At 33.6% G+C, this 18062-nt stretch carries 18 protein-coding genes, 1 pseudogene and 2 other annotated features; of the genes and pseudogenes, 7 read left to right on the top strand and 12 right to left on the bottom strand.

The features are described from left to right. Positions 1–125: 125 nt before the first annotated feature. Together ACQKNI_RS16255 and ACQKNI_RS16250 are read left to right on the top strand one after the other, a co-directional pair. Positions 126–557, top strand: a complete 432-nt coding sequence (locus tag ACQKNI_RS16255) for a GNAT family N-acetyltransferase (RefSeq protein ID WP_098252924.1) — start codon at positions 126–128, stop codon at positions 555–557. 29 nt (positions 558–586) lie between these two features. After that, the gene (locus ACQKNI_RS16250; RefSeq protein ID WP_098252925.1) at positions 587–1114 is read left to right on the top strand and encodes an HAD-IIIA family hydrolase; all 528 of its coding nucleotides are present in this window, start codon (positions 587–589) and stop codon (positions 1112–1114) included. 243 nt (positions 1115–1357) lie between these two features. Here ACQKNI_RS16250 and ACQKNI_RS16245 read toward each other — a convergent pair whose 3' ends face one another. From ACQKNI_RS16245 to ACQKNI_RS16210, 8 genes are all read right to left on the bottom strand, one after another. After that, on the bottom strand, positions 1358–1843 hold the full coding sequence (locus ACQKNI_RS16245) for a DUF2975 domain-containing protein (protein WP_098252926.1): 486 nt from the start codon (positions 1841–1843) through the stop codon (positions 1358–1360). 186 nt (positions 1844–2029) lie between these two features. Further along, positions 2030–2470, bottom strand: coding sequence for a GNAT family N-acetyltransferase (locus ACQKNI_RS16240; protein ID WP_098252927.1), 441 nt, complete (start codon positions 2468–2470; stop codon positions 2030–2032). After that, a complete protein-coding gene (locus tag ACQKNI_RS16235; protein ID WP_098252928.1) occupies positions 2467–2940 on the bottom strand; it encodes an SAM-dependent methyltransferase in 474 nt (157 codons plus the stop codon). Before ACQKNI_RS16235 ends, ACQKNI_RS16240 begins: the two co-directional genes overlap by 4 nt. Before the next feature lie 95 nt (positions 2941–3035). Next, complete coding sequence (locus ACQKNI_RS16230) at positions 3036–3728, bottom strand: aspartate/glutamate racemase family protein (RefSeq protein WP_098252929.1); 693 nt, start codon at positions 3726–3728, stop codon at positions 3036–3038. A 185-nt stretch (positions 3729–3913) separates the two neighbouring features. Then, positions 3914–5116 (bottom strand): iron-containing alcohol dehydrogenase, encoded by a 1203-nt coding sequence (locus tag ACQKNI_RS16225; protein WP_098252930.1) that lies wholly within the window; start codon positions 5114–5116, stop codon positions 3914–3916. 77 nt (positions 5117–5193) lie between these two features. After that, on the bottom strand, positions 5194–6633 hold the full coding sequence (locus ACQKNI_RS16220) for a GntP family permease (protein ID WP_427282498.1): 1440 nt from the start codon (positions 6631–6633) through the stop codon (positions 5194–5196). Between the two features lie 217 nt (positions 6634–6850). Continuing rightward, a complete protein-coding gene (locus ACQKNI_RS16215) occupies positions 6851–7513 on the bottom strand; it encodes an HAD family hydrolase (protein ID WP_427282497.1) in 663 nt (220 codons plus the stop codon). A gap of 15 nt (positions 7514–7528) precedes the next feature. Next, complete coding sequence (locus ACQKNI_RS16210) at positions 7529–8170, bottom strand: class I SAM-dependent methyltransferase (protein WP_088230401.1); 642 nt, start codon at positions 8168–8170, stop codon at positions 7529–7531. 168 nt (positions 8171–8338) lie between these two features. Here ACQKNI_RS16210 and ACQKNI_RS16205 point away from each other — a divergent pair. After that, a pseudogene (locus ACQKNI_RS16205) lies at positions 8339–8575 on the top strand (lipid II flippase family protein); the annotation flags it as partial. A gap of 34 nt (positions 8576–8609) precedes the next feature. Continuing rightward, positions 8610–9185, top strand: coding sequence for a nucleotidyltransferase family protein (locus tag ACQKNI_RS16200; RefSeq protein ID WP_088230402.1), 576 nt, complete (start codon positions 8610–8612; stop codon positions 9183–9185). A gap of 36 nt (positions 9186–9221) precedes the next feature. Here the strand turns inward: ACQKNI_RS16200 and ACQKNI_RS16195 are convergent, their stop codons facing one another. Together ACQKNI_RS16195 and ACQKNI_RS16190 are read right to left on the bottom strand one after the other, a co-directional pair. Further along, a complete protein-coding gene (locus ACQKNI_RS16195; RefSeq protein WP_088230403.1) occupies positions 9222–10142 on the bottom strand; it encodes an alpha/beta fold hydrolase in 921 nt (306 codons plus the stop codon). A 35-nt stretch (positions 10143–10177) separates the two neighbouring features. Further along, positions 10178–11518 (bottom strand): sodium-dependent transporter, encoded by a 1341-nt coding sequence (locus tag ACQKNI_RS16190; protein WP_098252932.1) that lies wholly within the window; start codon positions 11516–11518, stop codon positions 10178–10180. Positions 11519–11631: 113 nt separating this feature from the next. After that, positions 11632–11880 (bottom strand) — a binding site (T-box leader). Positions 11881–12182: 302 nt separating this feature from the next. Between ACQKNI_RS16190 and ACQKNI_RS16185 the strand changes: the two genes are divergently transcribed. After that, a complete protein-coding gene (locus ACQKNI_RS16185; protein ID WP_098356887.1) occupies positions 12183–13109 on the top strand; it encodes an ABC transporter permease subunit in 927 nt (308 codons plus the stop codon). Further along, on the top strand, positions 13102–14073 hold the full coding sequence (locus ACQKNI_RS16180) for a peptide ABC transporter permease (RefSeq protein ID WP_098356888.1): 972 nt from the start codon (positions 13102–13104) through the stop codon (positions 14071–14073). The genes ACQKNI_RS16185 and ACQKNI_RS16180 overlap by 8 nt, the downstream gene beginning before the upstream one ends. 35 nt (positions 14074–14108) lie before the next feature. Here ACQKNI_RS16180 and aspS read toward each other — a convergent pair whose 3' ends face one another. Continuing rightward, positions 14109–15407: an aspartate--tRNA(Asn) ligase gene (gene aspS, locus ACQKNI_RS16175; RefSeq protein ID WP_088230407.1), complete on the bottom strand. Its 1299-nt coding sequence runs from the start codon at positions 15405–15407 to the stop codon at positions 14109–14111. Between the two features lie 105 nt (positions 15408–15512). Further along, positions 15513–15724: a binding site (T-box leader), on the bottom strand. 214 nt (positions 15725–15938) lie between these two features. Between aspS and ACQKNI_RS16170 the strand changes: the two genes are divergently transcribed. Then, positions 15939–16418, top strand: a complete 480-nt coding sequence (locus ACQKNI_RS16170; RefSeq protein WP_088230408.1) for a hypothetical protein — start codon at positions 15939–15941, stop codon at positions 16416–16418. A 109-nt stretch (positions 16419–16527) separates the two neighbouring features. Here the strand turns inward: ACQKNI_RS16170 and ACQKNI_RS16165 are convergent, their stop codons facing one another. Next, positions 16528–18036, bottom strand: coding sequence for a M36 family metallopeptidase (locus tag ACQKNI_RS16165; RefSeq protein WP_088230409.1), 1509 nt, complete (start codon positions 18034–18036; stop codon positions 16528–16530). Between the last annotated feature and the right edge of the window lie 26 nt (positions 18037–18062).

The following is an 18062-nucleotide window of genomic DNA, read 5'->3' as shown; positions in this document are numbered from 1 at the left end:
AATCAAGGAAAAGAATAACATACAACCATCTATATATCACTATAAAATATTTATTTTCCTAGCAGGAAAAAACGTTTTTTAACAGAATATTAAATGTTTGATTACATTTTATTGGAGTGGATAGTATGTCTTTTCAAATTCGTGAAGCGACGATAGACGATCTTGATGCACTTTGCTCTTTAACGAAAGAATTAAAAGGTTCCTCTATTTCCTATGAAGATATGAATAACCGATTGCAATTCGTACAAATGAGTCCTTTTGATTTTTTATATGTTTACGAGGAAGAAGAAACTATATTTGGATTACTTGGGTTTCGTATACGTGAAAATTTAGAAGATGTAACTCGGTATGGAGAAATTTCAATTATTAGCGTTGATTCAACAATAAGGCGTAAAGGCATTGGACAAGTGTTAATGGATTATGCAGAGCAATTAGCAAAGAAGCATAATTGCATTGGCACATGGCTAGTTAGTGGAACAAAAAGGGTAGAAGCTCATCCTTTTTACAAAAAATTAGAATATGAAGTAAATGGATATCGATTTGTAAAACATTTTTAAACTACTTATAAATTGAAAGGACTATAACTATGACAAACATCGAAGCTATTTTCATTGATCGTGACGGTACAATTGGTGGCGACACTACAATACATTACCCAGGCTCTTTTACATTATTCCCCTTTACAAAAATAGCCTTGCAAAAACTAAAGTCTAAAAATATTAAACTTTTCTCTTTCACAAATCAACCAGGTATTGCAGATGGAATAGCGACTGTAGCCGATTTTGTACAAGAATTAGAAGGTTTCGGTTTTGATGATATATACGTATGCCCTCATAAACATGGTGATGGTTGTGAATGTCGTAAACCAAGTACAGGTATGCTTCTACAAGCAGCTAAAAAACACGGTCTTGACTTAACACAATGTGCTGTAATTGGTGATCGCTGGACAGATATTGTTGCAGGAGCAGAAGTAAACGCGACAACGATTTTAGTACGAACGGGCGCTGGATATGATGCTTTACATACGTACCGAGACAAGTGGGCACATATTGAGCCGAACTACATTGCAGAAAACTTTGAAGATGCAACAAACTGGATATTAAATCAACTGTAAAACAATTTAAAAGAGACGTTTCACTCTGTAAAATAAAAAAATAGCAATATAAATCCTCTCTTACAAAAACAAGAGAGGATTTATATTGCAGGTTTTGATTCACACGCCACAATGTAAAACATTGTTTACGTTGCTTTTTGAGAAACAAACATTACAAATCACATCATATTTTTATCACTACTATCAATACAATTCTCTGAACAAATAACATCGATATTAACAATACTTGTCATACCCTCCATCTCAGACTGTCAAATCATTTTCTGATTTTATATTAATCGCTTCTTGTAGAAGGCGTTGGAGGATGGCAGCAAAAACAGCAATAACGAGCGAAGCAAAAATGATGATGAGCGCCATTAATCCAATTGGAGGATCAACTTTCTTCGCTATAAAACGAAAGAGTGGCATAGCTAATATATACAAACCACTGATTGCAATCGCGCAACACTTTATGTTCTTTAACGCCTTTACAGATAATTTCGAGAACGCTGTGTTCTTGTCTATATATTGCAAAAGATTTAAAGCTTGGTGGAGAGCAATGTAAAAAGGTAAAGCCGCTCCATACATGACAATGAAAACCAAATATTTCATCAAGATAATATTTGGATACAACTCAGCCGCGAAATTCGCTATTTTGGGCACTAAAAATATACATAATGCAAGCACTGCAATTCCAGCCAGACAAATAATTACTTTTAAAAAAGTAGTTGAACCTCGTTTCACATTCATTTACAATACCTCACTTATTTAATGACAATATGATTTTACCACAAAATTTATTGTTTAACAATAAATTAATATCGTTATTTATTATCCCCATTACTGTTATTGATATGTTTTTTGACAAAAATAAAAAGAATTTCTTATTACAAAGAAATTCTTTTACTTGAAAACGTCTCTTTAATTTTACATATTTTAAAACGTTAATTCATAATGGAAATAACGATTATCTCTTAAATAACCATTTTCAGCGTATAATCGCTGCGCTGATAAATTATCAATCTCTGTTTGTAATTTTACACCTTTTGCGTCATTTTCTAATGCGAATTTTTTAGCAGTTTCTAATAATTTTTTACCTATTCCGGCTCCGCGCTTCGCCTTTTGTACAAACAGATCATTTAATATCCATAACTCTTTCATCGAAATGGAAGAAAATGATGGATATAATTGCGTGAATCCAATATATTCACCATCTTCAACTGCTACGAAAATAACGGATTCTTTTTTCTCAATGCGATTTCGTAAAAATACTTTTGCGCCTTCTATATCTGAATCTTGTTTATAAAACATGCGATAGTTATTAAAAACTGATGCTAGTCCATCTAAATCTGCAATTGTTGCCTCATATATTCTCATTTTACTCCATTCCCCTTCCAATACTGTCTCATTATATCTGTTGCCCATGTAGGCTGTCGTATGTCCTCTTTCGGCATAAACTCTTTCATTATTGGCTTTATATCCAATATAGGGGTACCATCAATAGCATCTAATCCCTCAACAATAATTGATTTACCTTCTCTTTTTATTACTTTTACAATTGTCACACCTATACGATTCGGACGATTTTTCCCGCGCTGTGCAAAAATACCTACTTTAGGATAATCATTATTATTTCTAGGATATCTAGCTACATATTGAATTTGTTCAGCAGTTACTTTATGAAAATAAAAAACAATTTCAATATGAGAAAATTCTTCAATTCCTTGTATACTTTCTTCTGTATACATATCAGTTAAAGTAATGCAGGACCTAACTTCTCCCCACTCATCATCTTTTATTTCCTTTCTTTCATTATGTACAAATGCGATTGGTTGAACTGAAAACATACGCATTCCCCCTCAAATGTAACCACTTACATTATAAAATATTTTCTGAATGTTTTCCAGATAGATGCACTAAGTTTACATAATATAATTATAATCTATCTTTCTAAGGAGACATTTACAGCTTCTATTGCATGTATATGAGTAGTATCAAATACTGGGACTGGTACGTCTTCTTGCTTTATTAATAACCCTATTTCTGTACAACCTAATATGATTCCCTGTGCTCCTTTTTCCACTAACTCTTCTATGACTTTTTTATAACATTCTCTAGATTGAGATACTATTTTTCCTAAACATAATTCTGTATATATTACTTCGCTTACTTTTTCTCTATTTTTTTCTGATGGAACTATTACTTTTATATCATTCTCTTCTATTCTTGACTTATAGAAATCTTGCTCCATTGTATATGTCGTTCCAAGTAGCCCAACCGTTTGAATACCTTTTCTTTTAATTTCTTTTGCAGTTGCATCAGCAATATGCAAGACTGGAATATTAATATTTTCCTTTATTTTGTCAACTACCTTGTGCATTGTATTTGTACAAATGATTATAAAGTCTGCTCCTCCTATTTGCAGTGAATATGCCGCATTCCCTAATACTTCTCCTGCGCCATCCCAATCTCCGTTAGACTGGAATCGTTCAATCTCTTCAAAGTCAACGCTATTAATCATACATTTTGCTGAATGTAATCCTCCTAATCTCTCTTTTATTTCTTCATTAATAATTCGATAATATTCAGAAGTTGATTCCCAACTCATACCACCTATAAGCCCTATCGTTTTCATATAAAAACACCTACCTAAACTATTTTTAGAAAACTAATACCAACATTTTATTATGTATATTATACATAATAAAACAAGACTTTAAGTTTATAATATAAAGTCTTGTTTTAACTAATTTAAGATGTCAATAATGAAAATTAATTCTATATTCATTTCCAAGGAAATTTTTATAGAATATTCAGAAATTAACATTCCGATGTTTTTATAGAATCTTCATATTGATAATTAAAGCATTCTCGATACAACTGTTTAATTTCATCATAAGTAGGAACTCGCGGATTATTACCTGGGCTACCACTTACAATTGCATCTTTCGCCATTTTAGAAATAGCATTTTCAAATTCAACTTCATTAATTCCGTATTCTTTTAAATTTGGAATACGAAGATTAAAACAAAGTTCCTTTATTTCAGCAAGCGTGTAATTCGCTACTTCTTCATCAGAATTTGAGTACAAATCTTTGTTTAAACTGCGTCCAATTTCTGCTAACCTTTTCACTGCACTTGTTTTTGTAAACTCTAAAACTGTAGGTAATAGTATGGCATTCGATATACCATGTGGTACATGAAATAATGCCCCCACAGGCCGAGACATTCCATGAACTAATGTAACGGATGCATTGGAAAATGCGATTCCAGCTTGTAATGAGGCAATCATCATTGCTTCTCTTGCTTCCATATTATCTCCATCTTCATATGCAATACGTAAATATTTCATGATACTTTCAATAGCTGAAAGAGCAAGTACATCTGTAAGTGGCTGTGAAACTTTAGAAATATATGCTTCTATTGCATGGCACAATGCATCTATCCCTGTTGCTGCCGTAATGTGGGGTGGTACCGAACATGTTAAAATAGGGTCAATAATTGCTACTTGTGGTATAAAACTAGGATGCTTCATCATCATTTTTACATCTGTTTTTTTATTCGTAATTACTGCTACACTTGTTACTTCTGATCCAGTACCAGAAGTTGTTGGAATTGCAATAAGTGGTAGTGGATCATTTTCTATTTCGATATCCTTTTGAACGTAATATTCAATTTCTCCACCATTAGTAAATAACACTGCTACCGCTTTCGCAGCATCAATACAACTTCCACCACCAATACCGATAATAAAATCACACTTTCCTTCTTTACAAATAGTTAACGCTTCTAACACGTGTATATTTGTAGGCTCAGCATCCACTTTATTATATGTAATAACAGTTATACCTTTCTTCGTTAGTTGTTTTATACACCTTTCCACATAGCCTAATTTCTCCATAATTGTATCAGTAACTATAAAAGCTCTTTTCCCTAACTTTTTTGATTGTTCTCCCAGTTTTTCAAGCGAATTTCTTCCATATAATACAGACTTCGGCATACGAAACTCAGCAACTTCTTGCAAGTATTCCACCCCTTCTTACCCTAATTAATATTTTATGAAATAAAATATAGATTTGATGAATCTTTATTATTCAATTTTTAATAGATTCCTGTTAAAGTATAGAACGCGATAACTGCAAATACAGCAACCGTTTTCAAAATTGTAATAGCAAATATGTCTTTATATGATTGTTTATGTGTTAATCCTGTTACTGTTAGAATAGTAATAATTGCACCGTTATGCGGCAATGTATCCATACCTCCTGATGCCATTGATACGATACGGTGCATAACTTCTAATGGAATATCAAATTGATTGGCTGCTGCAATAAATTTATCCCCCATAGCACTTAAAACAATTCCCATTCCTCCTGATGCGGAGCCTGTAATACCTGCTAATATATTTGTCGTTACCGCTCCATTCACTAAAGGATTCGTGAACGTTGCAGAAATACTGTCTCTCATTATCGCAAAACCAGGAAGTGCTGCAATCACACCGCCAAATCCAAATTCAGCCCCTGTATTCATTGTCGCAAGTAGTGCTCCCCCAATACTTGTATTTAATCCAGCTTGAAAACCTGTTACTACTCGTTTCCAATATAATAAAAGTGTTGAAACAATCCCAATAATAAGTGCCAACTCTACTGACCAAATTCCCACTACTGCACTTAATTCTACTTTTCCAAATGCTTTCATACCAATAGCAGAAAAATCAAAACCGTCCGGATACCACTTCGGTATCATGATTGTGAAAACTTTATTCATTACACCTACTAAAATAAGTGGTACAAATGCAATCACTTGCTGTACTCTTGTAATCTCAATACTGCTCATTAATGGCATAGCTTTTTGCTCTAATTGCAAAGATGCAGCCATTTCATTATTCCCATCATTAAATCCGAAATACCCTTCTCCTGCTACCTTAGCCTTTTTACGTCTACTCTCTAAATATAGTAAACCTAACGTTAAAACAAAGATTGCTCCTAAAATACCTAGTATCGGTGCTGCATAAATATCAGTTTTAAAAAAAGTTGTAGGTATTACATTTTGAATTTGTGGTGATCCAGGAAGTGCATCCATTGTAAACGTCGCTGCTCCGAGAACAATCGTTCCAGGAATTAAACGCTTTGGAATATCCGCTTGTCGAAACAACTTAGCCGCAAACGGGAATATAGCGAATACCACTACATACACACTAACACCGCTATACGTTAAAATCGCTCCCATTAATACAATTGCTAAAATTGTACGTTTTTCCCCAACTAACTCTACAATTGTCTTTGCGATTGAATCAGCAATTCCTGACATTTCTACTACTTTCCCAAATATTGCTCCAAGTAAAAACACAGGGAAATATAGCTTAATAAACCCTACCATTTTCTCCATAAAAATATTAGAAAAGAAAGGTAATACAAAACTAGGTTCTGTCAAAAATACCGCAAACAATGCAAAAATCGGTGCAAATAAAATAACAGAAAACCCTCTATATGCTACAAACATAAGTAAACTAAGTGCTAATAAAATAATAACTAGCTCCAATTATACCCCTCCTTTAAACTGAAAATTCAATCTTTTAACAACAAACTTCTACAATCATGTCAAACTCTATTCTATCCAGACAAACCTCCTCTATTTATTACAAATTTTTCATGCTAAAAATGTCTAATTATACATATTCGATTACATATGAAAAATCCCTTTAAACAATAACGACTTCATCATCATATGTTAAAGGGATTACTAGTATCTATATTTATTATTTTATCAAACTTGTTTCTACACAAAAATGATGCAGTTCTTTAATATCCTTCACTATATGAGTCGCTTTAACTTCAGTCAATTCAGTTTCACTACCATACCCATATAACACACCGATTGAAGCAATTCCATTATGATTCGCACCAATTATATCGTGCTTTCTATCACCAATCATGACCATTTCTTCTTTTTTAAGCCCTTCATTTGTTTGTAAAATATGAGCAATGATTTCTTCTTTTTTTATTCTCGTACCATCTAAATTACTCCCAACAATATCTTCAAAATAACCCGTCAACTGGAAATGATCTAGTACTTGTTTCGCAAATATAGTAGGCTTTGACGTTGCTACAAATAAATGATTGCCTCCATCTTTTAATTCTTGCAAAAGATTAGGAATACCATCATATACTTTATTTTCTAATAAGCCACTTTGTTTTAAATATTCACGAAAATAATAGACAGCTTTCTCAACTTCTATTTCACTCATATTATATCTATTTGCAAACGATTGTTGAATTGGCGGGCCGATAAATGCATCTAGCTCGCTTATATTTCCTTCTTCTATCCCCATTTTCTCTAACGCATATAGAACAGAATTTATAATCCCTTCTTTCGGATCTGTTAATGTTCCATCTAAATCAAAAAGAAATGTTGTATACATATTGAATTCCTCCAGTTACTTTACTTTATATGTAACCCACCAAAAACACTCACCTATATGAAAAGTTAAATCTAATGCAAATGGTTCAAAAATAGAGCGCAACTCTTCTTTCGTATAATAGTTTTTAATAATCTCATGTCTCTCGCCATTCGAGAGTGTGCGAATTTTATATGTATTTACATCTCCATCTTTACGAATAAGCTCTCCACCAATTCCTTCATTGAACATATTATCTGCGAAACATACAGTTGATCCCTGTTGCAATACTCGGTGGAACTGTTTTAAAAAACTAATAATCTCTTCTTTTTTTATATGTGAAAACCAAAAGTTTGCATATCCCCCTTGAAAGATATCTTTCATTTGTTCTAGTTTAAAAGCATCACCTTTCTGAAAGGTAACCTTTTCCTTAGAAAGCTCTTTTCCCTTCGCTATCGCTAGTACTTCCTCAGAATAATCGATCGCTGTTATATGTGTAGCTACACCTGCTACATACTTCGTCCAATATCCTGTTCCGCAAGCCACTTCAAGAACTTTTCTTCTATTACATATTTCTTTTAATTTCTGTTCAAGCATCTTTTGTTCCGCCTGCCTTACTGGATCTTCCCGATTGTACACCGCTTCATATTCACTCGCTCGATTACCATAATATGTATACATAAAAAAACTCCCCCTCTATTAAACAAATCACACCATTTCCATAATATCATTTTTATTCTTTTCAGAAAATTACTTTTTCACCCTCTCATACTTTCAGTTACAAAACACAAAAGATATGATAAAGTAAAAAAGTTACAATTATTTTAATAGAAACTGGTGAAATACATGTCAAGCACAGCTTCTGTCCTTGTAAATGGTTTTGCTACTATTTTATTAACAGTTTTACTTGATCCACGCATCGCCCTTTTAACAGAACGGGCTCTTCAATCAGAAGAAGGTGCTGAAGCAATGAGTAAAATGTATGGTTGGCTAATGATTTCTAGAATTCTCGGCACGTTATTAGCAAAACTATTATTTGTACCAGGTGCTTACTGGATTTTGTGGATTATTGAACTAATGCATTAATTCGCTAACTCTATAAACAGAGGGGAATTTATCAATGACTATAAAAACCGAGCAAGATATTATTCAAATGATACAAAATGAAGAGTGGATGATGAATGTATTACAAATGGCAAAATCACTAGAGCTACCTGATTGGTGGATTTGCGCCGGGTTTGTCCGTTCTAAAATTTGGGATACTTTACATAACTACGAAGTAAGAACAACTACACCAGACGTGGATGTCATTTATTTTGATTCTTTTCATAAAGATGAGGCATACGAACAATTACTAGAAAAGAAGCTGATAAATTTGGATGCTTCTATACCTTGGTCAGTAAAAAATCAAGCTCGTATGCATGTAGTGAATAATATGCCACCGTATTCTTCTTCTGTTGATGCTATTTCTAAATTCCCTGAAACAGCAACTGCTTTAGGCGTGACACTTGATGAACAAAACAATATTATATTAACGTCTCCATGCGGAACAGAAGATGTACTTTCATTACAAGTAAAGCCTACAGCTCATTTCCTTGAAACGAAAGAACGAATACATATGTACAATAAAAGAGTTATGAAAAAGAATTGGCATAGCAAATGGCCTAACATAACTATCACTTATCCAGAAATGTAGAAAGGGTGCTTCTCATTTGTAGAAGCACCCTTTTCTTCATTTCAAAAAATGAATGACTGTTTCAGCAAATCGATCTGCTTCCTCATAATGAGGTGTATGACCACTCTCTTCAAACATAATATACGTACCGTTTCGAGCATCTTTATTAAATGTGTCAATTTGTTTTTCACACGTTACTACATCATGTTTTCCTACAATTAATAACATCGGACTCTCTACATCTTTTATTTTAGATAATAATGACGTATAATATGCTCCTTCTGACTTTAATCTATCGAAATGGATTTTGGAACGATTTGAAAATACTTCCCACTCTTCATCACTATATAAACTATAATCTGTTTCATCTTCTTTATAATTGTAAATCTCCATTCTTTTTTCTTCTAATTCAGCGCTTAAACTTATATAAGCTTCGAGTAACTCTCCTGAACTAGCATTTGCATTACTAGATGAATAAGCAAAACAGTCTTCTGCCGCTAATTCTTTTCCATATTTCTTTAATAAAGTTCCTGTCTTTTGTAGTAAAGCTCTACTTGTTAATGCAAAATCGAAAGTTGGCCCTTCAAATATGATTTTCTCTATTGAATTTGGATACGTCTCTGCATATAACAATGCTAAATATCCACCGAAAGAGTGCCCGATTACAGACCATTTTTCAACCTGTAATACTTTCCTTAATTCCTCACAATCTTCAACTAAATCGCTTAATCCAAAAGATTCTGCTTCGGTAATTACTTCTGAACGGCAAACCCCTCGTTGATCCAACATAATTACATGTAAGGAATCTTTTAATCGCTCCGCTTGATGAAATGAAAAATCATAACAACTTTCACCTGGACCTCCATGCAAATACAATACTGACTTATTTTTAGAGTTTCCATACGTTTCAACGTATAGCTTTTCACCTCTAATGTTCATGTATTTCCCCGCTTCAGTCAAATTCGCCTTTATAATCATCACCTTCTTTTCACTGAATATTATAACATTTAAACTTAAATAATCCCTATTACATTTAAAAAGACGATGATGATTGCAAGTGGTGCTACAAATCGAAGTAAAAACGCCCAACAAGTGAATACTTTTTTTCCGTAATTTCCACCTACAAAAAATTCTGCTTCTAACACTTTCTTTTCCATTTTGAAGGATACGAAAATACTAATAAATAGTGCTCCGAGTGGCATTAATATATTACTAGATAAGAAGTCTACTGCATCAAAAATATTCTTTCCGAAAATCGTAATATCACTCCATACACCAAATGAAAGCGCTGATGGAATACCGACTAGAAAAATACAAAAACCGATAACCCAAGATAGTTTATTTCTTCTTTCTTGCTTCCCATTCGCCATTGCTGAAACAACTGTTTCAAGTAAAGAGAAAGCTGATGTTAATGTGGCAAATGTAAATAGTGCAAGAAATACTGTTAAGAACAATCCGCCAAATGGAATTTGACTAAATACTGATGGTAGTACAATAAATAGAAGTCCAGGTCCTTCTGTCGGCTCCATGCCTAATGAGAATACTGCTGGAAAAATAGCAAGACCGGCAAATAAAGAAACAAATAAATTCAATCCAATAATTGTAACTGCTGATTTTGGTAAACTTTCTTTTTTATTTAAATAGGAACTATACGTAACCATAATTGAAATCCCTATACTAATCGCGAAGAATGATTGGCCCATTGCGAACAAAATATTTTCTGAAGTAATCTTTGAAAAATCCGGTTGTAAGAAAAATTTTACACCTTCTATTGCGTCATCAAGTGTCAACGAACGAATGATAAGAGCGACAAATAAAACGAACAATGCTGGCAACATATATTTACTTGCTTTTTCAATCCCATTTTGTACCCCTTTTGATACAACCCATATTGTAATAAACATAAATGCAAAATGACCGATAATGGCCCAAGTGGGATTTCCAATTGTCTCTGTAAATAATGTACTATAATTTTGTCCTGGAGTAATAAGCTGCCCTGTTACTCCCCTGAACAAATAAATTAATACCCATCCACCTACAACACTATAAAACGAAAGTAATATAAAACATGTTCCAACCCCAAGCCGTCCAATCCAATGCCATCCTGTATTTGGCGCGATACTTTTAAATGCTCCAACTGCTTGTTTCTGTGTACTGCGTCCAATCATAAATTCAGCTATTAGTAATGGCAGTCCAATTAATACAGTAAATAATATAAAGATTAAAAAGAATGCTCCTCCCCCGCTTTTCCCAGCGATATAAGGAAACTTCCATATCGCACCTAATCCAATTGCTGATCCTGCCGCAGCCATTATAAAACCTAATTTCGAAGTCCATTGCTCCGTCTGTTTCATCTTATTTTCCTCCTAATAAATCTTTTTATATAGATAATTAAATTTTATAAAATTATCCAAATAAACCCTCCATTTCTTTTTCCATAAAATAAAAAATGGCCCAGCATCTCTTTTAAAGAGACGCTAAGCCATTTACTTAACGCGGTACCACCCTTATTGATTCCATTATGAATCCACCTTAGTAGTAATCGTTTGATTACAAACCTAATATCGAAGGTTAACCGTTAAGATTTACTAAGAATGTAATTCCGTTCCACCTTACTGCTCCTAGGCGAGTTCAGGATGTCATTTGACTATGTCACACCAACCCATAGCTCTCTGTACAAATACATGACCTTACTACTCCTATTCAACACGTTTTAATATTTAGAATATATTTTCTTTTGAAATTAATATGAAGTATATCGGTTATATGTATAACTGTCAAGGTATATATTAATTTTTTTGTCGAAAAGGATTTTTATATAGATTTATAGAAAATATTTACAATAAAGTGAAACTTTATGCAGTGGGGGGGCCATCCCCCACTGATTATTAGTTTAACCAATCGGGCTTTTACGGGCAGCCCGACCCCCACCTAACTTCTTCGCTTTTGCTGAATTTTGAGGTGGGGGTCTTATTGTCCACAAATAGCGGGATAAAAATAAAAGGAGCTTAAAACGTTATGTCACTATTAAAAAATGGTTGTTTTTTTGTTATCCGCTCATTTTTCATCATTCTTGGTATTATTGCGATTTGTTCCTTACCACAATTGTTTTTCGGTGCACCTCCAAATTCAGCAAAATCGCTAGCAATTCCGCCTACACCAACTTTACAATTTAATTTTAGTAACTATTTAGATTCGATATCAAATGTAATTTCTTCTTTGTTTCACCCTACAAGTATTACTTATAAAATTAACAATGCTGGCACTCAGTCGCCGGACCGTGATCTTTTTCCATACTTACTAGAATCATATACGCATACATTAACGATTATGATTTGCGCCTTCCTTATCGCCGTACTTCTTTCTACTACTTTTACTATACTTACATTTTACTTCTCTAAACGCATTCAATTTCTTATTCTTAAAACTTTACACGTACTAGAATCATTGCCAGACTTGTTTTTTGTCGTTTGCGTACAGCTATTTGTCATTTGGATTTATAAAAATACGAATTTACTCGTTACGGTTCCCTTTTCTACTATGCAAGAAAAAACATATTTATTACCAATATTAACACTGAGTATTTTACCGACTATTTATTTATACAAAATTTCCCTTTTAAATTATAATGATGAGCTACAAAAGGATTATATAAACGTTGCGGTCGCAAAAGGATTAAAGCCATTTTACATTTTATATAAACACGTACTCATTAACGCATTACTCTCCATCTTTTATAATGCAAAATCTATTTTTTTATTTATGATTTCCAATATGATCGTACTGGAGTATTTATTTAATTCCTACGGCTTATTTAAATTTTTAATTACGCACCAAACACCGGAAATTATTACTGTAAGTATATTAATTTTAACAATTCCATTCTATCTCTCCTTTGAACTATTAAAACGCATTTTACCAGGAAGTAGGGATTTACATGCTTAAAAAGATAGTTTTTAACATACGATTTTTAATCGGACTCTTGATTTTAGTATCCATTATTATTTCAAGTTATATTACAAAAGAGAAAGTAGACACAGGAAAAATCAAACCTATCCCTGAATATCAATACATCGAAGGTAAAATAACTCGTACAGCCCCAGCACCGCCATCTTTTGCTCATCCTTTTGGGGTAGATATGCACGGAAATGATGTGTTAATTCGGACTCTTTACAATGCAAAAACACCCATTTTTTATGCAATAATTATTAGCTTTTTCCGTATAACCTTTTCACTTATATTTGGTGTTCTTCATGCATATTTTTATCGATACGTACGCTTTTTAGATGTTCTATTTGAAACATTCCAATACGTCCCTAGCACCTTATTAGCGATATTTTTACTATCACCTGTAATGTTCGTATCTCCAGAAGATGAACACCTTTGGCTTACTTATACGATTTCGGTTTTAATTTTTATTAGTGTACCTAATTTATTACAACTTTTCAGCAATGAAATTCGTTTATTACTACAAAATGAATTTGTGACAAGTTCTAAAACATTAGGTGGTGGTTTTTTTCACATTTGTAAATTACATCTTAAACCCTTTCTTACACCAAAAATTTTCATTTGGATAAATCAACAAATGCTGCAAACTTTAGTATTATTATTGCATTTAGCACTGTTTCAATCCATTTCATTTAACATTGCGGGTACACTTGTTTTACTTGGTCATAATCACCAGTTTTTAAATGTTTTACCTTGGGTAGCGTTCGGCCCCGTTTTATTTTTCACTATCGTTATTTTAGCTGTATACATGATGTTATTTGGAATGCAAAATGCACTAAAAAGTGATATAGATCAAATTGATAACTCACTTTTATTAAGTGTATTAGCGAAAGAAAAGAGAGAAAAAAAGAGTCTATATTTCTCCCTTTTTAAACCGAATGTAAAAATAAAAGAACATTAAAAAAAGAATCTTCGCGATAATCGCGAAGATTCTTTTTACGGTATAAGGCGAGTACAATCTCTCGGAAAAGCACTCGCTTCTCTCACATTCGATAATTGTAAAAACTTATACACAACTCGTTCTAATCCAATTCCAAAACCACCATGCGGCGGACATCCGTAGCGGAATGTATCTACATACGATCGGAATTTCTCTGGATGTAATCCTTTTTCTTTAAAAGAAGTGAGTAACATATTATACTCATGAATTCGCTGTGCGCCTGACGTTATTTCTAATCCTTTATATAGTAAGTCAAAAGAATCCGTTATAGCTGAATTCTCCTTATTTGGCATCGTATACATCGGCCTAGCTTCTTTCGGATAATGTGTAATGAAAACAAATTCACTACTATATGTTTCCTTTACATATTTCCCTAACAACTTTTCCCCTTCTGTATCTAAATCCCCAATTGGCGATTCTTTCCGGTACTTATTCTTCAAAATGTCTTGCGCTTCTAACAATGTGATTTTAGGAATTTCAGTAATTACGGGTACTGCTACTTGTAGTAGTTCCAATTCTGCTTCACATTTTTCTCCTACTTGTTGAAACATATATCGTAAAACATCTGTTTCCAATTGCATCACTTCATAAAAATCACGAATAAACCCTAATTCTACGTCTAACGATATATATTCATTTAAATGCCGTGAAGAGTTATGATGTTCAGCGCGGTACACTGGAGCAATTTCAAAAACACGTTCTAATCCTCCCGCTACCATCATTTGTTTATAGAACTGTGGTGATTGGGCTAAATACGCTTCTTTTTGGAAATATGGAAGTTTAAAAACATTCGCTCCGCCCTCTGCTCCTTGCGAAACAATTTTCGGCGTAAATATACGTGTGAAATCGTTCTCCGTTAAATATTCACTAAAGCTTTGAGCGAGTGTAGCTTTCACTTTAAAAATCGCCGCGGTTCGCTCATGTCTTAATGATATTACCCGCTCATTCAATATTTGATCTAAACCAACTTGTAACTTCTTTTTGTTTATTTCAAATGGAAGTGGTTCCGCATTATTTAATATTTTCACTTCATGCGCAAGCACCTCAACACCTAATTCTGTTTTCGATGTCTCCACAATCTTTCCAATTACTTGAACAACACTTTCAACATCAATTTTATATCCCGCTAACTCGTTTTCTAATACACATTGTATAACTCCTGACCTGTCCCTCAATAATAAAAAACTAACATTACCTAAATGCCGAACTTTTTTTACCCATCCTTGTAGTAATACAGTCTTTCCGGTATGCCCCGTACATTCTCGTGTGAGTGAACGCTTCATTATTTGACCCATTACATTTCCCTCCAGTAATTTTATTTTTATTTACGTTATTGTTATCATCGTCATCATCCACGGTCACTCACCTCCTTTCAAAGAATACAAAAATCCGCCCCTATAAATAGGGACGGATTTTTCCGCGGTACCACCCAAATTGTCATACTGACCATCTTAGTCCTGATAACGGTAGGTACCGTTTGCTTTTACTAATTATCACGTTCAAAGCAACACTCACAGGTGTCTTTCCATCATGCAGTATCGCAACCTTCCCAGCAATCGGCTGCTCTCTGTAGACCTTTGCATCATGTACTTTTCCTGATCATCACTTTTTATATTTACAGAGTATTCTAACTCTTATTTTTGTAAAGTGCAAGCCTTTTTATTAAATTCTCTTCCTCTATAGTTTTTTAGTAATTTTTTTTACGTTTTATTATTATTTACCCATTTAGATTTGCATTAGTCTTTTCAATAACACCTTCCATTTTATTACATAAACTCTACATTTTCCACACATATTAATATCAAAATTGTAACGGAGGTATACATATGAAAAAAGCAATTAGTTTCTTTCTCTTGTTGTTATGCTTAATTGTAGTGAATGAAACATACGCCTATTCACCAAACTCTTTACCAATCTCTCAAAATTCTGATCAATGGCGAGTGAATATTGCTGAACCGAAAAAAATAAGCAAGAATATGCTTCAAGCTAAAAAAGATGAATTTCAAACATATCAATTTTCAGTAACGAATGTTGGAGAAAACGAAGTATATAACGTACAAGTTGAAGTCTTCCGTAATGAACCAAATATGAAAACAAAATACGAACTCTTTTCCCTAGAAGAAAGTCGACTAGCAAGCGGAAAAACTGGATTCAGACATGCTAACTTCCCTGTTGCTACAAAATCAAATGAAGTGGACGTGATCATTACGTGGCAAGAACATCCTTTCCGCTCGATGAGAAACGGTCAAAAAGTTGAGTCTAGAAAATTTAAAGAGCATTTTGTTTTTAAAGATACAAAAAAGTAAATGGAATGTGGATATATTCACACTATCATTGATATCACCTAATTTACTCATACCAGTTCTTAGAAAAATAAAAAAGTCGTGGCTTATAAAATACCACGACTTTTTTATTTTAATTCGTACTAATTCCTCTTGCTGCCCAAATACGATCGATATCAGCGGCATGTTGTCCGCCATATAAAAGAGCATCCGCTTGCTTAATTGCCTTCGCACCATCACGGAATTTCGCATTTGGTGTTAATGACCAATGTGATTGTAAAATAATTTTTGTTGCTACATCACGGCCAAAAGCTTGTGCCATTTCGTATTGGCCTTGTGCCCAAATTTCCCCATCATCATGTACTTCATTCGTAATATCTTTCGGATACACTTTATTATTATCTAATCGGCGTAAGCACGTTGGATCTGAACTAGAATATGCAGTCGCATCCCATTCTCCAACACATGCTTTTCCGTACCCTGTAGTCGACACTGCATCTTCATAAGTAGCACCTAAGAAGTCACCAAACCCTTCTCCCATCGCTCCACCTTCTGGTGAACTACCGAATCCAGGTACTTGATTATCTTGAATTGAATGTCCATATTCATGTGCAATAATACCCGCATCTTCTGCATCATCCACTCCGCCAGTACCGAAAGTTAAAGCTTTCGTTGATGGAGAATAGAATGAATTATCATCTGTTGTACCATTTACATTCACTTTAATGGAACGATTGTTAATATTTTTGAATCCTAGCCCTTGAATGTAACGTTGTAATGTATCAATATGATAATATGACATAACATCTTCAAAGCTATCATTCGCGCGTGTATAGTTAAATTGTAAATTTGTAGATTTTGTCTTCGATTTTGAAGAAATTGTTACATACTCTCCAATTAAAAACCCTGTACCATCTAAACCTTTTAAAGTAACTGTTTTCAATTGATTCGTTAAAGCCGTTGAATCTGCATCTTTATTATCCTTTAACCCTGCCAGACTACCACTTGATACGACAGGATTAGGTAAAAATACTTTTCCAGTTCCTTCTACTTTTCGGTTTATATCAACTTTTTTAATTAACTTTCCATTTTCCGCATCAACAAATGTTTCCCATGCACCGAATGGATTATTAGAATGGACTACAACTTTATATACTGGAATAGCGACTCCATCTTCAACAATATATCCGAATTCTTTCTCTGTAGGAGCCCATAAGTTTTGCTCACTTTCCCCTCCAACATACGCCATTGATTTTTGTTCTGCATCTTTTTCACTAATCTTTTTCGTTATTTCCTTCACATTTTGAACAGGCTGGTAATCAGACACAGCAAGTACTCCTTGCCCCTGTCCATTAATAGTAACTGTTATTTGTTTTGAAAATACAGGAGCACCGTTAACTACTTGTTGGAATCGAACATATGAAGCTACTGACGTATCCGTTGTAGAAATATATTGTAAATCTGAAAGGTCTGGCTTTAATCCATATTCCGTAGCATGTCCTTTCAAATATTCAATTGCTTTCTTTTGCGGTGAATATGCTTCTAGCTTTACTTGTTGTTTTTCCAATGCCGAAACAGTAGAAATTGTCCCCATTACTAATGGTACAGTCATTGCCATTGCCACCATTTTTTTATTAAACATGAAACCACTCCCCCTAATAAATTGAA

The sequence above is a fragment of the Bacillus sp. NPDC094064 genome (genome assembly GCF_050279585.1).
GTDB lineage: Bacteria > Bacillota > Bacilli > Bacillales > Bacillaceae_G > Bacillus_A.
This window is presented reverse-complemented; position numbering and strand designations above follow the sequence as displayed.